We start from the raw sequence: 16,516 nt of genomic DNA, 5'->3' as shown, positions 1-16,516 counted from the left end.
GCGCGGAGCAGCGGCAGCCCGCGTGGGCGTGGACGGTGGTCGGCGTTCACGATGGCGGGGCGCATAGGGGCGGTATCTCGGCAGCGTCAGTCCCGCAGGCGAGGTCAGGCGCGACGGCGCACCCTGGAGGTATGCACACCGCGCAGTCGTTCAGCCACCCCCGGGCAGCGGCGGCCGGTGGGTCACCGTGCGTGGGGATACCTCGGCCTCGCACATTCCGACGCGGACGTGGTCGCGTTCCTGCTCCGGGCCGGGCTGCCGGACGCGGAGCGGCTGCTCGATGACCCGGCGTGCGTGAATAGCGGGGTGGGCGAGCGCACCGTTACGAGGCGACGTAGGACCAGCTGGCCCCATGCCTGGAGGCGGCCATGGATGACGAAATTCACAGGTGGGGTATCAACCCAAAGCGTGGTGGGGGACGCCTGGCGCAACCGCCGGGCGCGTCGCGACCACGACGCCGTTTGCCTGGTCCGTGGTGGCTATGGGCCTTGGTTGGGCTGCTCTTCGTGGCCCTGGTGAGCGTAGCGATGAGCAAGGGCAGCGGTAGCCCGGAGCCTGTGCCCACCGTCACGGTGACCGAGCCGGGCCCGACCGTGACCGAGACTGAGGAGGCGGCTGAACCGACCGTCACCGAAACCGTCACCGAGCCGGCAGACGCTTCCGAAGGGGTGGGAGACGCTCCGGAGCCGACGAGCGAGCCGACCACAGCGCAGGACGTGTACTACGCGAACTGCGACGAGGCACGGGCCGCCGGCGATGCCCCGCTCTACGCGGGCGATCCGGGGTACAGCTCGGACCTTGACCGCGATGGCGACGGGGTGGCGTGCGAGCCGTACGTCGGGAACTGATGGCACGGTGGCTATCCAGAGGCACGCATGTTCCTGTGGCCTGCGCTCTACCGTGCTGCCTTTGTGGATCACAAGGGGGCGCTATGCACAGGGTGGATCTCGCACGCGTCGGCCGACGCTCTATGTGGGCACGATGGGCGCTGGCGAGGTCGTTGCGGTGGATGTGCGGACGACCGACGGGCTCCACCGCCCTCATCGCCGCCCTGCGCGCTCTTGGAAAAGCGCGAGCGCAGGGTTCCTGATGATCCCCACGCCACGGCGCTGGTCGACCTGACGGACTGGTGCGCCTGAGTCCGTGCGGGATCGGCTGCCCCCTCGGAGCGGCCGGTGGGGTGGACAGACTGACGGGAGTGCGGATGCGCGTACTACTGGAGGAGTTGTATGGCCTGGCCCCTGCCCGCCGTCCTGTCCGAATCCGTCGCGACAGGGGACCGATCTTCCCGTCCTCAGCGCTTCTGAGGAGGACGAATCGAACGAGCACGGATGCCCCGCCACAGAATCGTCGAGTATGTGAGAAATGCTTTGTATCGGTCTGCCTGAAGCGCTTCTCCTTCTCCACATGCGATGTGCCGAGAGCCTGCAGATGGAGCTCCCTCTAGGAAGCGCGTAGCCAGTCAGCGAGTTCGGCCGCGCTCGGGCGCGTTTCTGGGGGCGCCAAGAGCACGTGCGCAAGCCCGTCTTGGACGACGGGCCAGATTCTGGGGCTGCGGAGCGGCATCTCGCGCGTACCGATGACTTCCCGAAGTGCCGCTGCAGTCGCCTTACTCGCGTCGATGCCGGCTCGGCCATAGTCCAGCGGCCACTCCTCCGTGATCGCCCACCACAGGCTCGCCGCCAACGTGTAGACCTCGGCTGACGGGGATGGCGCTACCGGTCGCTCCCCTTTGTGGATGCTCAAGGCCAGTTCGGGCGCGAGTAGGTGTGGGAGCCCGCCCATGAACAGTGGGGACGCAGCGAGCTTGTCAGGGTTCCAGGCCCACGCCATGTCGATGAACCGGACGCCATCCTGAGTGTGGATGTCGTGTTGGGGCTGAAGGTCGGAGTGAACCCAACCTGTGGCGTGCAGCTGGGCAACTGCCTCGCAGAGCTCGACGGCACGGGTGCGGGCGAGGGACAGTGGGCCCTCGCCCGTTCTGGCGCTTCGCATGGCTTCCCAGGACGAGGGGCCTTCGTACCACGGCCTCAGCATCCACGCCATCTCATGCCCGCGGCCCCGGCTGAGCAAGGTGCCGTGGATTCGCATCCTCTCGAGGACGGTCGTCTCGCGGGCGGTGATCGCGGCACCCTCCGGGCCCGATCCCACCTTGAGCGCAGCCACGCGCTCAGAGCCCGAGACGCGCCAGACGGCGCTGCCCCGTCGATCGCTGATCAGTTTCAGGAGGAGGTCGGAGCCGCACGCTGCCTCGGCCGCGACCCGTGCTTCAGCGGGGCATGGCGCTTCTCTGCTCATGGGACTCTTGCCTTCTTCCGTGCCATAAGGTGTCTGTCGTCCCGGCCAACCCGATGCCGGGACTTCGTGCGTTCCGGGGCAGGAGTGATCTTGGGATACGTCCGGCTGCTGCAGCGCCGCCGTGTGCTCGCCCTGTGGAGTGCCCAGGCCCTGTCAGTGTTCGGAGACCGGCTGTACGCCATGGCGATCATGTGGATCGCCTGGCAGGAGTCCGGGGCAGCTGCCATGGGGCTGGTGGCCGTCGCCGAGTCGGTTCCCTACATCGCCTTCGGCACGCTCGGCCGGAAGCTCGTGGCCCGCTGCGCGTCATTGCGCGCGTTGGCTGCTGTTGATGTCGTGCGTGCTGTCGTCGTGGCCTTGCTCCCCTTCGCCTGGAACAACTGGGGGTTGCCGGGCATGATCACCTCGGCGCTCCTGCTCGGTGTCGGCGGCGCGCTGTTCGACCCGAATCTGAGCGCACTTGTGCCCTGTCTGGTGGACGAGCGTGACGTCCAGGCGGTCAACGGCCTGATGGACCTCTCCGGTCGACTGGCTCGGATCGCGGGTCCGGGCGCGGCCGGCCTGCTCCTCGCCGTCCTGCCGCAGCCGGCGCTCATGTGGATCGATGCGGCGACCTTCGCTGCGTCTGCCGCCGCGCTGGCGCTGCTGGCTCGGCGTATCTCCGTTGCCGCGCCACTTCCGGCCTCCTCCGCGGGACAGCCGGTCGATCGTCCGCGAGCCCGCGTGCTGCTGCGCGCGCACCGCGGCACAGCCGCCGCGATCGCAGTCCATGGCGTCGGGATCGGCGCCGGGACGGTCGCCTTGGTGATGCCTGCGCTGTTGGAGAAGCAACTCGACGCGGGAGCCGGAGCCTACGGTGCGGTTCTGGCGTGTACCGGGGTGGGCGCACTTGCGGCCAACCTGGTGGCCGGGAACGTGAGACTCCGAGGCTCGGCACCAGTGGCGTACTGCCTCGCATGGGCGGTCTCCGGCCTCCTGCTCGTCGCGACCGCGCCCGCCATTTCCCTGCTCTACCTGCTGGCGGTGTCCACTCTGTATGGGGCAGTCGCGCCGTTCCTGCAGATCCCGCTGGCCACGCACTTGTCCAGCTTCCCTCCGGCGGCCCGGCTGCGGCTGATGGCTGTTGATCTCGCGGCGATCCGTTCGGCCGGGACGCTGTCGATGCTGTTCGTGCCGGCGCTCGCCGCGCAGGCCCCTGCGTGGGGGTTCGCGGCGGGCGGGGCGCTGACCGTGGTGGCGGCGGCTCTTGGAGCCGCCGCCACCTGGTGGTGGGCCCGCACTCACGCTCCGCTTGCGGTCGGCAGGGAGCTGCCGGAGCTGGCCCGGGAGTGATCGACCCGACAGGCTCGGGCCTGGCGACTCGGCCACCGCTTCTGGAATTAGGTGATCAGGCGCCAGTGCGTGACGCTGATGTCCTCCAACGGGATGCCCAGATCGGCGTAGATACGCCGATGCATCGCTCCGAACCAGGCGTCTCTACGGTCGGCGAAGAACTCCTCGTCGTACCAGGCGACCCCGAGGAAGACCGTGCCGCCCCCGTTGGGGTTGTCCTTCTCCAGTTCGACGGACGTTGCCTGCCAGTCCCAGAGCATGAGCTCCTCGGGCCGTTCACGCAGGCGCCGGTCCGACTCCTCCAGCGCCTCCACGCACCGGCGGAGGGTGACTTCGTCCGGGCAGTAGTAGGTGCAGTCGCTGCGGATGAGGACCTTCTTGTCACCCCGCCTGGCGGCGTCGGTGTCCTCTCCGTTCAGGACGCGGACGCGGGTGGGAGCGTCGGCGTCGATGTACTCCTTGAGGATGTTCACGGTGGGCTCTCCATTCCCTTCGTGGGTGGGTTACCAGCCGGTCCCAGAAACCGGGTGCAGGCTGGGGTTCGAGCCGTCGCGCGTGCGGACCGCGTCAGGCGCGACGTAGCGAATGTTCAGACCGACTCGGGCACCTTCGCTGCGGTTGGAGTGCGAGCAGTGCAACAGCCGCACATCCATCAGGAGTCCGTCTCCGGCGGCGACCGGGATCGGCAGGCCCTGGGTGCCCAGCGCGATCCGGGAGGCAAGGGCTCGGCCTCGGCACGACCCAGTGGCGTTCTCGGTCTCGTAGGGCAGGTAGCCGTCGCGCTGCGAGCCCGCCAGGATGTGCAGACAACCCGAGTCCAACGGGGCGTCGGTGAGCGCCAGCCAGGCGGCGACCGACCGCTGTGGATCGAGCTCGATGCGGTTGTTGATGCCGTCCTGGTGCCAGGGGATCTCGAAGGCACAGCCGGGCCACTTGATGACCAGGAAGGTGTTCTCGACTGCGATATCGGGGCCCAGTAGGTCCCGCACCGCGCCCACGAGTCGAGGGGACCGCACGATGGCCTGGGCCCACTCCTCATCGTGGTGCGGATTGCGCACGATCTCGGTGCGCGTACTTCGGTGGGCCGCGACCAGCTGGGCCGCGCGGGAACACGCAACGGCAGGGGATGCCCAGTGGCTCACCTTCTGATGGCCCCCGACCCCGAGGAGACCGCCGTTCACGGCAACTCCCCTGTAAGGTCGCACACATGGGCGCGCACTGTCTTCCCGCCGTGCTGTCTCAAGAACCAAGTCACCTCGGCGCCGAAGGCTCGCACCAGGCGCAGGCCCCGGCCTTGCTCGTCCTCCACGCAGGAGCGAATCACCTCGCTGAAGCAGGGGAACGCGGGCAGAGGATCAGCGACTTCGATGAGCAGCGTGCCGTCTTCAAGTACGGCCAGACGCAGGCGCATCGTCGCGTCAACCACGCGGGCGTGGTTCACGGCGTTGGTCAGGAGCTCGGACACGATCAGGGCTGCATCCTCGACGTCCCCCCGCCAGCTCCACAGCGTGAGTTGGCGACGGGCGTGCACGCGCGATACGCCAACAGCTCGATGAAACATCTGGTAGTCCTGCGACCATTCCCTCGCCACGGTTGGCGTCAGGACCTGCTCGGCTGGAGTCACGCTCGTTGCTCCCCCTCATGAGCGGTGGGTGCATGCCCATCCGCTACGGGCTTTCAAGAGGTGCCCGCTCCGGAAGTCCGAGGCGGCAGGGGAAGCGTCGTGCCCGGTGCATGCCGTCATGAAGGCCATGCGGGATACCCAACTTGGGTAATATCGCAGTGCGTTGGGACCCGAACATGCTCCTTCACACCTGGCTGAGGGGGAGAGGTCATATGGTCAAAGACGTGGTTCCCCAGGAGCTCCCTGTCGCACTCCTGACTGACCCGGAGATGGTCTTCGCTTGCCGGCGACGGGACTTCACGACTGTCTTCCGGCTTGCGCGCCGCGCCGGCATCTATCCGTCGCGGATCGGCGCTCTTTGCGGGCTCACTCCCAGCAGGGTGGGCGAAGTCATCAAGGGCGAGCGCTGCATTGCCCACATCGATGTCATCGAGCGAGTAGCCGATGGCCTGCGTATCCCCGGCGCGATGCTGGGCCTGGCTCATCGACCATGGGAACTTCCGGCCCGTATCGCGCTCTTGGAACGGCCTACGGAACCGGAGCGCCCGCCGCCGGCAGCCCAGACAACGCCCCGTGCCGACCTGGACGGTGACCTCCAGGAAGCTGAGGACCGCATCCCCACACGCTCCACCGTCGCCGCCATCCGGTCGACAGTGCAGGACTTCTGGCGACGGGACGACCAAAGCGGCGGATCGGCCCTGCGACCTGCCATCGTGGGGCAGCTACGGTACGCAATGGGTCTCATCCAGAATGCGCCTGATGCCGTCCGGGGAGACCTTCAGAGCGTCTCGGCTGAGCTGGCCCGTCTCGCAGGATGGGCGCACTTCGACACCCGCCAGTACAGCACCGCCCGGATCTACTTCAGCCAGGCGCTGCGCTTAGCCCGTGACATTGACGACCGACAATTCATCGCCAACGTCCTGTCCTCGATGAGCCTTCAGGCCACCTATGTGGACGAGCCCCAGGACGCCGTCCGCCTGGCCTGTGCAGCCCAGGATGCGGCTCGCGACACGCAGTACACCTTCCTTGTGCTGTCGATGCTGCACATGCGCGAGGCCTTCGCGCACGCCACCCTTCGGGACGCCCTTTCCTGCCGCCAGGCGATCACCAGATCACATCGCTACTTCGACAAAGCCAGGAGCGATGGAACAGCGCCTGAGTGGGTGCGGTACTTCGACGAGACCAAGCTGACCGTGGACACGGGCATCGCCCTGGCCCAACTCGGCGAGCACAAACGGGCGGAGCCTTTGATCGCCGAAGGTCTCCGGAGGGAGAACCACGAGCAGCAGCGCGGCCGGGCCTTCCACGCAGTGTGGCTGGCGACAGCACAGCTTCGGAACGGCTCGCTCGATCGCGCGTGCGACACGGCCGGCCTCGCGCTGGACTTGGCGAGCACCGTTGACTCGCCTCGAGTAGCTCAGCATGTCGCGGACTTCCACCATCAGTTGGCTCCGTATGCCGGTCAGCCGGCCGTGATCGGCTTCGAAGCGAAGCTGCGAGCTGCCCTCGGTTAGGGGCGATGGGCCGCGCAGTCCCGACTCCATGGGTGGGTGGGTCCAAACAACCTGAGGCGGAGCCATATCTCGCATTCCGGGCCAGGAGGCCGACTGAATTCGGCCTCACCCGAAACATCTGGTGCTGTCCGTGCGGGCGCCCTTAACGTCGTCGGACAGGTCGGCCTGAACCAGCCGATCGGCCAAACAAGGGGGAAAGGCATGGCAATGCCTGGAAATTCTGCGCTCAAGCACGTGAGGTCCGCGGCAGCCGTGGCGGCGATCGCGACCGCCGCCACACTGGCGGGCCCGGCGCCCAGCGCGAGCGCGGGCGGTTCGTGCGACCCGGGTTGGTGCTCCCAGACCTGGAACGACAGTGGCAAGGGCTTCTACGCACTGAAGAACTGGTGCCTTCCCCACACCGGCACCGGCGACGCCACCACCAAGAAGCCGACCTGCGGAAACCAGAAGTGGAACTACCTCAAGGCCGGCGAGCGGACCAAGGGCACCCAGGACTGGGACGTCTTCCAGGTGAAGAAGGGACGCTGCTTCAAGGTCGACTTCGAGATCTCTTACGGCATGGACTACTCGGTCACGTACAACCGCAAGAACAAGAAGACCATCTACGTCAAGGTCGCCAACGACGCATTCGCGAAGGTCCGAAGCTCGACCTGCTGAACGCGGGCTCCGCACCGCCGGTGCTGACTTTGTTGGGTGAGGGGGCCAGCGAGTGGCTGTCCGTCGGGCAGGTCTCGGACGGCAGCCAGGGGAAGTGCACCTCGTACGCCCTACCGGCATGGGCCGGACCGGGGTGTCGTCGGCCGGGCCGGCTGACAGCCCCGCCGCAGACGGCCCAGGTTGTGGCGATGCAGGGTTCGCGGGCGGCGAGGAAGCGCCATAGGACAGTAGCCAGGCCCATGCGGACGTACTGGCGTTGAGGGTGTGGAGTCGATGCCGGAGAGCCTACCGCCGTTGAGGCATGCCCTACAGGCGTGTCGCCTCATCCACAAGCAGGTAGAGGAGCCCAATGAGCGAGCCGCTGCTCACGACCTCTCGACGGTCGATCATGGCCCGGATCTCGGACAAAGGAATCCACTCGATGCGGTCCGTTTCGTTGAGCTCGGTGGGAGGGCCGGCATAGTCCGCCGCGTCGGCGCGGAAGACGAAGTGCTCGGAGTCTGTAATTCCGTTGGCGGGCTGACCATATACGAGGGACTTGACGCCCTTCACCCGCCAACCGGTCTCTTCCTCGACCTCTCGCACGGCCGCCTGCTCCGGGCTTTCGTCCGCCTCGATCAGCCCCATCGGGAGTTCCCAGGCCCACGTGTCGGTGATGAAGCGATGCCGCCACATCATCAGCACCCGCTTCTGATCGTCGAGGACCGCGGCGACGGCCAAGTGCCGCATCCGCACTACGTGGTGCTCCCAGCGGCGTCCGTCCGGCTGCTGGACGTCCACCAACCACAGGTTTACCCACGGGTTGCTGTAGATCTGACGCTCACCGTGGACGTTCCACCGCATGTGCCCAGCCCCTCTCGGTCCTAGCGTCCACCATGCCAGCCCGACCTGCCCGAGCCGGCGGTGGCGCGAGAGACAGTCTCCCTGTTCCGCTGTGAGATGTCAGGATGACGAGAATCGTCGCCGGCCCTTCGATGCCCCCGCGATCGGCGCCCCTCCTTCATTCCAGCTCGAGGACCGACGGCGGCAGTGCCGGCTCATAGTCGGGGCGAGCGTGCGCGCGGCGGACGCGTTTGGCGCGGAGCTTCATGCTGGTGGAGACCAGGGACCGGACCGGAGCGGGCGCTTTGCGGGCCCCGCATGCTTTCCGTAGCGGTTCGTCGAGGAGTGTGTCTGCGGCGGTACGGACCAAGGGGCCGAGCGCGGTCGGGAATCGGTTGGCCAGGAGGCCGCGCGTGGCTTGCCACAGTGCCGCTGCTTCCGGCGTCGCCGTGAATTGGCTGTGTTCGAAGTGGTCCGTCCAGTCCGCGAACTCGCCCCAGGTCGGCGGGACCTCACGGATGCCCATGCGTTCGGCCAGGCCGCGGTAGAAGAGGTGGGAGGCGGCCTTCTCGGCGGCGGTGGTGGGACGCCAGGCGTAGGTGTCGCACCACCGCATGGGGGCGATGTCGAAGCAGGCCAGGACGTAGCGGAAGGTGTCGTTGGTGAGGGTCCAGCGTGAGTGGATGTGGTTGAGGGCGGTCACCGTCTGGGCGCCTTGATCGCTGTCCAGGCCGTGGCGGAACAGTCGGTACATCATCTGGCCTGTCGCTTTGGCGCGCAGCTCCGTCTGACCCGTCATCCGCCCGGTGGACGCAAGGACTTGAGCGATCTCGGGTATGGCGAAGGTTCGGTAGAAGCCGATGTTGAGGCCGAAGGCGAGGTCCTCGCTGAAGTCAGTGAAGGCGAGATGCCGATATGTGGCCTCTGCTCGCGCCAGGGCCGCGCACGCACCAGAGACGGATCCCATCTGATTTCCCCTTTCCTCGTTTCCTTGTACTTCGCTTCGGGCCCTGGCCGGACTCAGCGGGTCTCGGCCAGGACTTCCGCTACGAACGGTCCTTGAAGGTGTCGGGAGACCAGGACGAGATGACGGCGCTCGTCGCCGGGGGCGACATCCGCGCCCGGGGTATGCCGACAGTACTCAGCCGGTTTCTGCCGAGCACGCACGGCGCGTACACCGCCCGCGAAGGCAGCCGCAGCGACGGCGGCCACCCTCTCGTGTGGTTCCAGATTCTCGCGCGATGCCGCTCGGCGGTGTGCCACTTCGACGACGTCCGCGGGCACCCACCGGCGCAGGGCGAGTTGGCCGTCACGAATCTCGCGGGTGCGTCGGGTGATGCGCCATTCCAGATCACGGGTGGTCAGCCACTCGGCCCATGCCCGTTGTGGGGCACCCAGGGCCAGCCGCCCGTCGACTTGCATCGCTGCTGTCCACAAGGGGCGCAGAGCACGGTAGTCGGCGCGCCGTTGGCGCCACGCGGTGACGGCGGCCCCGGCCCATCCCGCTGCGAGGACGACGCACCCGGCGCAGCCTGAGAGGGGTCCGACGACCGATCCCATCCAGTCCAGAGCGTGCTGATCTGCTGCCGCTCCGAAGATGGCGACGATCTTGCTGAAGCAGTAGCCGGCAATCAGTGCGCATCCGATGGTCTGGCGTTTCAGGCTCCGCCGCAGCACGCCGTCATCGATCAGGTCAGCTGCGTGCTTCCATGACGTCCGCCCCAACTGCCAGAGAGCCCAAGCGAATCCAGCCTGGTAGATCACCAGGAACATGAATACCGAGGGCTCGTTCGCGTACGTCGTGTCGAGCGACGCTGAACTGTCCATCCCGGAGGGGAAGGTCGCAAACAGCACTGCCATGGTCACGATGACCAGTCCGTAGACCCGCACAACACCGCGGCGCACCGCGGTTCGCACCGCGCCGTAGGGGATGGCCCACGCCTGGCGGCGGTTCGGCCTCTGAGAGGGCGGTGACCAGAGGAGTACAAGCGTGATCGCACCGGCACTGAACAGCAGCCTGCTGACGTAGACAAGAAGGAGACTCAGGAAGCTGATCCCGGATCCGTCGTTGATCACGTCCGTGACTGTCGGTGCCGAACAGAAGAAGGAAAAGGCGGAGACCAGAGCGGTAAGCGCCATGACCAGCAGTGCTAGGACGGATTGGCGCCGCCAAGCTCGGAACTTGAAGATCGACAGGATCAGCAGAAGGACGCTCAGGGCCAGGTAGACGAAATCGGCAACACGCTCATACATGGCGGCTCTGGCGGTGTTCGAGCGATGTGATCACTTCAGGGCTCGTCGCTTCGGACGGGACGGCCAGGGGGAGCTGTTGCCACAGCAGTGTGCCGAGGACTTCGGCCTGCTCTTCGGCCGGCTCCGTGTAGTGAGAGCGCCCGAGAACGAGGCGGACGACTGCGGGGTCCAGTGCGTCGAGCACGGGGGTGTGGGCGAGCACGAGATGGGCGACCTCGTGGCAGATGATGTGCGCCTGGTGAGCGGCACTGGTGTGTAGGGGGTAGTAGATTCGGTCCTCGGTCAGGTACTGCTCGAACCGCCCGGAAACCTGACCAGCCTCCGGCTCTTCGGCGATCAGCAGGATGGGGCGCCCTCGCTGTTCGCCCAGGCGCTCGCACAGCTCCTGCACCGTGGAGTAGGGCGGCAGGTCCACCCGCGCCAGTAGGGCCCGGCACTTGCGCCGAGCTCTTCGTAAGCCCACGAGAACATTCTCCTGTCCTTCAGGAAGTCGCCAGCGGGTCGCCAGCGGCCCGACGGGCTCACCAATGATGCTCACTGCACCCCCTGTGATCGCGTCGTGACGTGGCGGACTAGGACTGAACTCCACGCTCGCTCACGTCCGTTCGTCCCTCTCCAGGCCTATGGCCTTGCGTAGTTGATCGATCACCACGCTCACTGAGTCCCTCATGGTGGGTGGCAGGTCCGCGGCCCCTTCGGCGATCTGCCGTACCTCTTGGTCCGAGAGGAGGGCGATGTCGTCGGCATCCATCGCTCCGCCTGCCGTTCGGTGCCCGACTCGCTGCGCCCTTCCTGCGCGATGGTTCTCGATCATGCGCAAGTTGCGTTCAACCGACCGGACGGCTGGGTGCTCGGGCGAGTTGAGGAAGTAGTCCGTCGATACGCCGAACAACTTGGCCAGCCGACCTGCATTGGAAAGAGTCGGAACCGACTGCCCCTTGCGGAGTTTCCCGACGTACTGATTGGAGAGGCCGACATGCTTCGCGATCTCGGTGTCCGTGTACGGGCGGCCAAGGGCAGTTGGATAAATGACGCTGATCAGGCGGGTGAACCTTCGACCGAACAGAACCGCGTCCTGGCCCGGAGGCGGGAATGGTGGCGCGGGCACGTCCGGATTCGGAGTGGGCATGGCGGCATCGTAGTCCAGGACAGGCAATTCAACTACCGCCTAATTCACGCCAGATACACGATAGTTGAGTCCCTTGCCCGCACGTCGAGGCGTTGACCTGCAGTGCTCGAAGCTCGTCTCTCGGATTGGTTGACATGCCCTGTCGAGGTGCGCAAGATCGGCCCACAAGGGCGGTGCTCCCCAAAGGGGAGTACTTCTTCAATGATTGACAGCTAAATAACTCTTCGCTCGTCTCCTGTGATTGGCCTGTGAATGCCGACCAAGGGGTCATCATGCCGAAAGATTCAGATCTTCCAGACGGCCGTAGTCTTTCTGTAGGTAGATGGTCACGTCGTCTGCTGCTTCGTCTTCCCTCTCGTCGACGTCAAGCTCATGCGGGGCCGACGGCGGGGGATGAGCAATACCTGCAGCGGATTCATGACTTCCTGCACCTGCTGAACGGAGAATGGGACTGGGACGTCTTTGTCGCGCTCCAGGACGGACCGTTGCTGTACACGGAATTGCTGCATGCGGTCCGAGCGCAGACTCCCGCCAGCAACTGGCCAGGCCGCACTCACCAATACCTTCAGGAAGGCACGCTGAGTCGGACCCTGCTGCGCCTCACCCAGGGTGAACTGATCCAACGCGAACGAGCGACCTGCTTCCCCTTCACCGCCACATACCAGCTGGCTCCGCCGGCGCGAGAGCTGCTCACGGTGATGGCGCCAGCGGCGGCGTGGACTGAGATTCATTCCGGCTTGCTGGTGCGCGCTCAGCAACGACGGCATGGGGAGCTGGACTTGTAGATCATTCGGCCCTTCACCCTTGGGTCCCCTCAAGTTCGCATTTCGCGATCTGAGGTGTCCCCATCAGGTGGATTCTGCAGCTCCTCGAAGAGGGCCACCGTCGCACGATTCGGAGATTCATCCACCTCCGCCAAGGCCCGCCTGAGCAAGTCGAAGGTACGGGGGACTGCGTCGTCTTCTCCCATGAATGCCTGCATGCGGGCGATGTCCCGGTAGATCGCCTCGTTGTAGCGGTCCAACTCGCGAGCTCTCTCCAGCAGGTTGAGGGCCTCCCGAGGGTCAGTCCCTCGTAGAGCGCGTACTCGTGTGCTCACAGAGTCCAGACACTCGCGACGCAGCGTCTCGCGTGGCGCCTCCGCCCACTCGGATGGGACGTCATCTGCGAAGTCACCGCCATAGAGGGCAATCGCGCGGAGTAGGTACGCCTGGCGGCTCTGCTCGCTCTCGCCACTTGCTCTGGCTCGCTTCACGGCATCCCGGAACTCCCACAGGTCGACGCTGACCTGCTGGTGGTCGAGCCCGTAGAGGCCGTCGCTTCGATGGACGATCTCGTTGACATCGCCCTCTGTAGTCCTACGCAGCGCTCGACGCATGTGGCTCAATGTGGCGTGGAAGCTGTTGGACGGACGGTCGTGTGGCGCGTCAGGCCAGAGGGTCGCCGTCAATGTCTCGCGGCGGACTCCGTCGGGGTGCAGGGCAAGGTAGGCCAGGACCTCCCGTTGCCGCGGGGCCAACTCATCGGTGATGTCGGCTGGTTCAGCCGTAGAGGCAGTCCCGATGTAGGTCAGCCGTACTCGACCGAACACCGATATCCGAAGCGGGCGGTCGTGGAGATGGCTCGGCTTGGTCGGGTCCGAAACCTCTGCAGGTGTCCTGGCAGTGTGACGACCGTTCGGCTCCTCAACATCGACTGGCGCCGCCTCGGCCAGGAGCTCGAGGAGCGCCTGGGCAGCGTCTGCCGGCACGGTGAACAGGCGCGCGCCGACGAAGACGTCTGCGTGGGACGGGCTGGTGGCCGAGACGGATCCGTCCTCCTGCACACGCAGGGTTCCTCCTGGACGCCACTGTCCGATCAGAATGCAGGTGAGGCCTAGGGCGGAGCCGCTGTCGAGGATCGATTGCAGTCGTCCTTCCTCAGCGGATTCCGGGGAGGCGATGAGGATGATCTCCTGCCGCGATCCCATCTCGGCATCACTCCTCTCGTCCTGCGTGCGCGTCCGCGAGACGAGCTCGGCCTCCATGATGGGCAGAGCCTCGGACAGGTCCGTCACGATGTGCAGTCCTCGCAGGCGCACTGGATCGATCTCGTTCCCCAGGAGAAGTCGCGCATCGGACGCAGGCACAACGAGTTCCGTCTGACGTCGTGCCGCCGCGTACTGTTCGGACAGCAGACTGATCAGGAGGGCTCGGACCGCGTCCAACGCTCCCGGTCCGACGAGGCCCAAGCCGCGGCTTCTTGCCAGGTCCCAGGCCAGCGAGTGGCCGTCTCTGACTCCGACGACATGTTCGGCTGAGGGCGTGATCGACCCGGCGCCCGCTACCGGCCCTACCGCCTGCTCGTGCGCCATGCGGAGGGCCCTCACGACGGGAGCGATGTGTACGTCCCTTCGATCCTGGCTCCCGGGCGAGTAGCGGATCCTTCGGCGTCGACGTACGACCACGAGAGCGGCAGCCACAGCGGCCGCCGTACCGAACCCGACGAATACGCCCTCTGGGAGGGAGATCGCAGGGCCGAGGGAGTCGTCGTGGTCACCGTGGTCCTGGTCAGTCGGCGAAGCAGACGGTGGTGCCGGTGTTGGTGACTCCTCAGGGTTGGGTTCTGGACTCCGCGGTTCTGTACTGCCGCCCGAGTCGTGGTCACCGCCGCCCGGCGTAGGGTTCATTTCCGGCAGGAGCAGTACCCAGCCAGGGGATATGAGTCTGGGATCAGTCAAGGCGTGACCATCCGTCTGTGGCCGCCCCCGGTTCAGGACATAGATCTCTTTCCATCGTCGTCCGTCGCCCAAGCGGCGTTCGGCGATGTTCCACAGGCTGTCGTGGATTCCGTCCTTGGGAGGTCGCACTACTTCGGTCTGCGCCGTGTCGGACGGTTGGCGGGGATACCCCGGAGCGGTGCTCGCTGCGGCTGTGTGAAGGTGTCCCCTCGCGGACAGCTGTGGGTCCCGGTTCGGTAGCAGTGCCAGGAGTACGGCTCCGACCAAAGCCGTCGTCATCGTATGCAGGGGCCCCGTGCCCGCCGCTCGAGGAAACGACAAGGTCCGTACTCCAGAAACCGCAGACCGTGCGGCGGCGACGAGCAGCAGACCCCATGTCACCCACAGAGCGCAAGTGAGGATCTTGAGAAGGCGAGACGCGCTCAAGGGGGAGGCAAGGGCCACTGTGGCCTCGTCCAACTCGGGAACGTGGTCAGGCAGCGGCCACCCCACGTACAGCCACAACGCCCAAGGGATGCCGACCACTAGCACTGCGAGGAAGGCGGCGGCCAGGGTGCCACGGATCAGTTGCCCGGCGCGGTGTACAAGACGGGCTGACCTGGCGGCGCCAGAACCGCTCGGGAAGCGCGCCGAGGTGGGCTGCCCTACATCCATGGCGTGTCCTGCCTATGGTCCGGGGGCTTCGACCCCGCGCACGGGCTCGGCACTGCTTGTGGCCGTTACGCTGAGAGCGTCGATGCCCAACAAGCCGAGCATTTGCGTGCGTTGGTGAGCGGTCACTGTGACGGTGACCGTGTCCTCCGTTGCCGTGATGTTGCCGCTGTCGCCCGTGGCCGCCAGATATGTCTGGGCACGTCGCTGAGCCTGATCGGGAAGCAGCCGGAGCGTGCCGTCTCGGCGGTACGCGGCCAGGTCGATTGCCTGGGCTCCGCTCCGCGCCGCTTCCTGCGCTTCGCCGATGGCGCGGACCTTCGCCGCCAGAGCCAGACCGCCGTCGAGCGCCAGAGCCGCGAACATCAGCACGGCAGCAGTGATGAGAACCACGAAGACTGTTATCTGCCCACCGTCTTTACTGGCGCGTACACGCAACCACGTGGAATGGGGGCCTGTCACCTCGCCCCGCCTCCCCGTGCCATGGTCGTCGTACCCCGGTATTCATCGACGGGCGCGGCGAACTCAGCCTTGAGCGTGGTCTCGCCCGGCACCTGGAGGAGTGCCAGGTCGTGCAGGTCAACGCTGCAGCTGACGGTGGCGGTCATAGTGCCTCCTGGTCGCATGCTGCCGTTGGTCTCGACATCGAGGGACCGGCAGATGATGCCCGCGTCGCTCAGCGCGGAGGCAGCCGTGGCTCGGGCCTCCGCGGCCGCGGCCGAAGTACTGCGTTCCGCGCTGGCCGCACGCGCCGCCTGGTGCGCGGCGTCCTCGATCCGAATCCGGGTGTCGGCCAGACGCCCGCAGAAGAGAAGCAGCCACAGCATCGTGATCAGCAGCGGAATGAGCAGGACCAGTTCCATCGTCACGGAACCGATGTCCGAACAGTGGCGCCACCTCGCACTCACGGCTCCGCCCCTCCACCGGGCCGGAACTTCTCGACGGGCCCGACAGAGCGCGCGCGTACCGGCAGTTGCAGGAACGGCAGAACGCTGCTGGCGGTGCCGCTGACTCGTACCTCGGCTTGCTCCGTCCCGCGGTTCACCGTGATGTGCGCGTCGCGGAGCGGTCCGCGCCCAAGTTGGTCGAGTACGTACGCGGCCTCGGACTGGCCGGCTGCCGGAGTGCCGCCCTGGACCCGCGTGGCAGCGAGCGCGTGCGATGCGGTGGCCTGAGCAATGTGATCGGCGTGCAGATAGAGGGCTGCCTGCGCCAACAACAGCACGAGGGTGAGGACCAAGGGCATGACCAGAACCATCTCCGTTGTGGCGGCCCCGACTTCGCTCGACCACCGGGCCCGCCCCCTCAACGGAAGGTGACATTGCGCGCCGCCTCCAGGATCTGTGGCCCGAACAACCCCGTGACGGTCAGGGCGAGTCCGGCCAGAAAGGCGATCCAGATGACCTGCTCTGTAGTGACGCCGCGATCGTCGCGGGACAGCTTGGCAAGTTTCCGAAGTGGTGCGCTGAGGCGCACCCGCAGAGATCGGATCAAGGCGTACGAGCGCATGGCCGGGC

19 protein-coding genes are annotated in these 16,516 nt (G+C 66.5%); 5 read left to right on the top strand and 14 right to left on the bottom strand.

Annotated features, from left to right (window positions below; genetic code table 11):
• The first annotated feature begins 527 nt into the window (after nucleotides 1-527).
• Nucleotides 528-848 carry an excalibur calcium-binding domain-containing protein gene (locus tag ACIBKX_RS07805; protein ID WP_363271012.1) on the top strand — a complete coding sequence of 107 codons (321 nt, stop codon included), beginning with the start codon at nucleotides 528-530 and terminating at the stop codon, nucleotides 846-848.
• Nucleotides 849-1,443: 595 nt separating this feature from the next.
• Here the strand turns inward: ACIBKX_RS07805 and ACIBKX_RS07800 are convergent.
• Entirely contained in the window at nucleotides 1,444-2,298 is an 855-nt protein-coding gene (locus ACIBKX_RS07800) for a hypothetical protein (RefSeq protein WP_363271011.1), read from the bottom strand.
• A gap of 90 nt (nucleotides 2,299-2,388) precedes the next feature.
• On the opposite strand from ACIBKX_RS07800, the gene ACIBKX_RS07795 reads away from it, so the two are divergent.
• Complete coding sequence (locus ACIBKX_RS07795; RefSeq protein ID WP_363271009.1) at nucleotides 2,389-3,630, top strand: MFS transporter; 1,242 nt, start codon at nucleotides 2,389-2,391, stop codon at nucleotides 3,628-3,630.
• Nucleotides 3,631-3,677: 47 nt separating this feature from the next.
• Here the strand turns inward: ACIBKX_RS07795 and ACIBKX_RS07790 are convergent, their stop codons facing one another.
• Genes ACIBKX_RS07790 through ACIBKX_RS07780 form a run of 3 tightly spaced genes read right to left on the bottom strand, consistent with a single transcriptional unit; the run spans nucleotide 3,678 to nucleotide 5,254 of the window.
• Nucleotides 3,678-4,103, bottom strand: coding sequence for a hypothetical protein (locus tag ACIBKX_RS07790; RefSeq protein ID WP_363271007.1), 426 nt, complete (start codon nucleotides 4,101-4,103; stop codon nucleotides 3,678-3,680).
• Nucleotides 4,104-4,133: 30 nt separating this feature from the next.
• Entirely contained in the window at nucleotides 4,134-4,811 is a 678-nt protein-coding gene (locus ACIBKX_RS07785) for a phytanoyl-CoA dioxygenase family protein (RefSeq protein ID WP_363271006.1), read from the bottom strand.
• A complete protein-coding gene (locus ACIBKX_RS07780) occupies nucleotides 4,808-5,254 on the bottom strand; it encodes an ATP-binding protein (RefSeq protein ID WP_363271005.1) in 447 nt (148 codons plus the stop codon). The genes ACIBKX_RS07785 and ACIBKX_RS07780 overlap by 4 nt, the downstream gene beginning before the upstream one ends.
• Before the next feature lie 212 nt (nucleotides 5,255-5,466).
• Here ACIBKX_RS07780 and ACIBKX_RS07775 point away from each other — a divergent pair, with 212 nt between their 5' ends.
• Nucleotides 5,467-6,768, top strand: a complete 1,302-nt coding sequence (locus ACIBKX_RS07775) for a hypothetical protein (protein WP_363271004.1) — start codon at nucleotides 5,467-5,469, stop codon at nucleotides 6,766-6,768.
• Between the two features lie 234 nt (nucleotides 6,769-7,002).
• Complete coding sequence (locus tag ACIBKX_RS07770) at nucleotides 7,003-7,425, top strand: hypothetical protein (protein WP_363271003.1); 423 nt, start codon at nucleotides 7,003-7,005, stop codon at nucleotides 7,423-7,425.
• 306 nt (nucleotides 7,426-7,731) lie between these two features.
• On the opposite strand, the gene ACIBKX_RS07765 is transcribed toward ACIBKX_RS07770, so the two are convergent.
• From ACIBKX_RS07765 to ACIBKX_RS07745, 5 genes are all read right to left on the bottom strand, one after another.
• Complete coding sequence (locus tag ACIBKX_RS07765; protein WP_363271002.1) at nucleotides 7,732-8,268, bottom strand: NUDIX hydrolase; 537 nt, start codon at nucleotides 8,266-8,268, stop codon at nucleotides 7,732-7,734.
• Between the two features lie 157 nt (nucleotides 8,269-8,425).
• A complete protein-coding gene (locus tag ACIBKX_RS07760; protein WP_363271001.1) occupies nucleotides 8,426-9,214 on the bottom strand; it encodes an oxygenase MpaB family protein in 789 nt (262 codons plus the stop codon).
• Nucleotides 9,215-9,267: 53 nt separating this feature from the next.
• Nucleotides 9,268-10,500, bottom strand: a complete 1,233-nt coding sequence (locus ACIBKX_RS07755) for an MAB_1171c family putative transporter (RefSeq protein WP_363271000.1) — start codon at nucleotides 10,498-10,500, stop codon at nucleotides 9,268-9,270.
• A complete protein-coding gene (locus ACIBKX_RS07750) occupies nucleotides 10,493-10,915 on the bottom strand; it encodes a hypothetical protein (RefSeq protein ID WP_363270999.1) in 423 nt (140 codons plus the stop codon). Before ACIBKX_RS07750 ends, ACIBKX_RS07755 begins: the two co-directional genes overlap by 8 nt.
• Nucleotides 10,916-11,095: 180 nt before the next feature.
• Nucleotides 11,096-11,629 (bottom strand): helix-turn-helix transcriptional regulator, encoded by a 534-nt coding sequence (locus ACIBKX_RS07745; protein WP_363270998.1) that lies wholly within the window; start codon nucleotides 11,627-11,629, stop codon nucleotides 11,096-11,098.
• Nucleotides 11,630-11,877: 248 nt separating this feature from the next.
• Here ACIBKX_RS07745 and ACIBKX_RS07740 point away from each other — a divergent pair, with 248 nt between their 5' ends.
• Nucleotides 11,878-12,414, top strand: a complete 537-nt coding sequence (locus ACIBKX_RS07740; RefSeq protein ID WP_363270997.1) for a hypothetical protein — start codon at nucleotides 11,878-11,880, stop codon at nucleotides 12,412-12,414.
• A 29-nt stretch (nucleotides 12,415-12,443) separates the two neighbouring features.
• Here the strand turns inward: ACIBKX_RS07740 and ACIBKX_RS07735 are convergent, their stop codons facing one another.
• From ACIBKX_RS07735 to ACIBKX_RS07715, 5 genes are all read right to left on the bottom strand, one after another.
• Nucleotides 12,444-13,982 carry a BTAD domain-containing putative transcriptional regulator gene (locus ACIBKX_RS07735; RefSeq protein ID WP_363270996.1) on the bottom strand — a complete coding sequence of 513 codons (1,539 nt, stop codon included), beginning with the start codon at nucleotides 13,980-13,982 and terminating at the stop codon, nucleotides 12,444-12,446.
• Between the two features lie 1,032 nt (nucleotides 13,983-15,014).
• Complete coding sequence (locus ACIBKX_RS07730; protein WP_363270995.1) at nucleotides 15,015-15,461, bottom strand: pilus assembly protein TadG-related protein; 447 nt, start codon at nucleotides 15,459-15,461, stop codon at nucleotides 15,015-15,017.
• Nucleotides 15,458-15,907 (bottom strand): TadE/TadG family type IV pilus assembly protein, encoded by a 450-nt coding sequence (locus tag ACIBKX_RS07725; RefSeq protein WP_363270993.1) that lies wholly within the window; start codon nucleotides 15,905-15,907, stop codon nucleotides 15,458-15,460. Before ACIBKX_RS07725 ends, ACIBKX_RS07730 begins: the two co-directional genes overlap by 4 nt.
• The gene (locus tag ACIBKX_RS07720; protein ID WP_363270992.1) at nucleotides 15,904-16,308 is read right to left on the bottom strand and encodes a TadE/TadG family type IV pilus assembly protein; all 405 of its coding nucleotides are present in this window, start codon (nucleotides 16,306-16,308) and stop codon (nucleotides 15,904-15,906) included. Before ACIBKX_RS07720 ends, ACIBKX_RS07725 begins: the two co-directional genes overlap by 4 nt.
• The gene (locus tag ACIBKX_RS07715; protein ID WP_363270990.1) at nucleotides 16,305-16,508 is read right to left on the bottom strand and encodes a hypothetical protein; all 204 of its coding nucleotides are present in this window, start codon (nucleotides 16,506-16,508) and stop codon (nucleotides 16,305-16,307) included. Before ACIBKX_RS07715 ends, ACIBKX_RS07720 begins: the two co-directional genes overlap by 4 nt.
• Nucleotides 16,509-16,516: the final 8 nt, after the last annotated feature.

Source organism: Streptomyces sp. NPDC050658 (assembly GCF_044457025.1).
Taxonomy (GTDB): Bacteria; Actinomycetota; Actinomycetes; order Streptomycetales; family Streptomycetaceae; genus Streptomyces.
The sequence above is the reverse complement of the archived record's forward strand: the minus strand, read 5'-3'. Positions and strand labels throughout refer to the sequence as shown.